This window comes from Acetomicrobium sp. S15 = DSM 107314 (assembly GCF_016125955.1).
Lineage (GTDB): Bacteria > Synergistota > Synergistia > Synergistales > Thermosynergistaceae > Thermosynergistes > Thermosynergistes pyruvativorans.
In genome coordinates this window covers 1-282 of record NZ_JADEVE010000376.1, presented here as the reverse complement: position 1 = coordinate 282, position 282 = coordinate 1, and the positions used below count along the sequence as shown (strand labels likewise).

General features: G+C 62.1%; 1 pseudogene. It reads right to left on the bottom strand.

The features are described from left to right. Positions 1 to 134, bottom strand: a pseudogene (locus tag EZM41_RS13985) (phosphoribosylamine--glycine ligase); the annotation flags it as partial. Positions 135 to 282: the final 148 nt, after the last annotated feature.

Sequence of the window (282 nt, the reverse complement as noted above, 5' to 3'; positions counted from 1 at the left end):
CCGGCTTCTCCCAACGCCCCTTCCTCTAAAAGCGAACGACACAGGCGCATCGCCTCGGCGAGCTCTTCTACCACGAAGGCCCCTTTGCCGGCGGCCAAACCGTCGGCCTTCACGACGAAGGGCGGGTGACGCAGGGACAGGCTCCCCTCACCCCAAGAGGAGCGTACCTTGCATATCCTATAGCAGCCTCCGCATCAGACACAGAAGATATACCAGGAACTACAACACCCGAAACGCCGGGGCCATCGAGCGCCACGGCCTCAAAGCCAACGCGCATTCCTC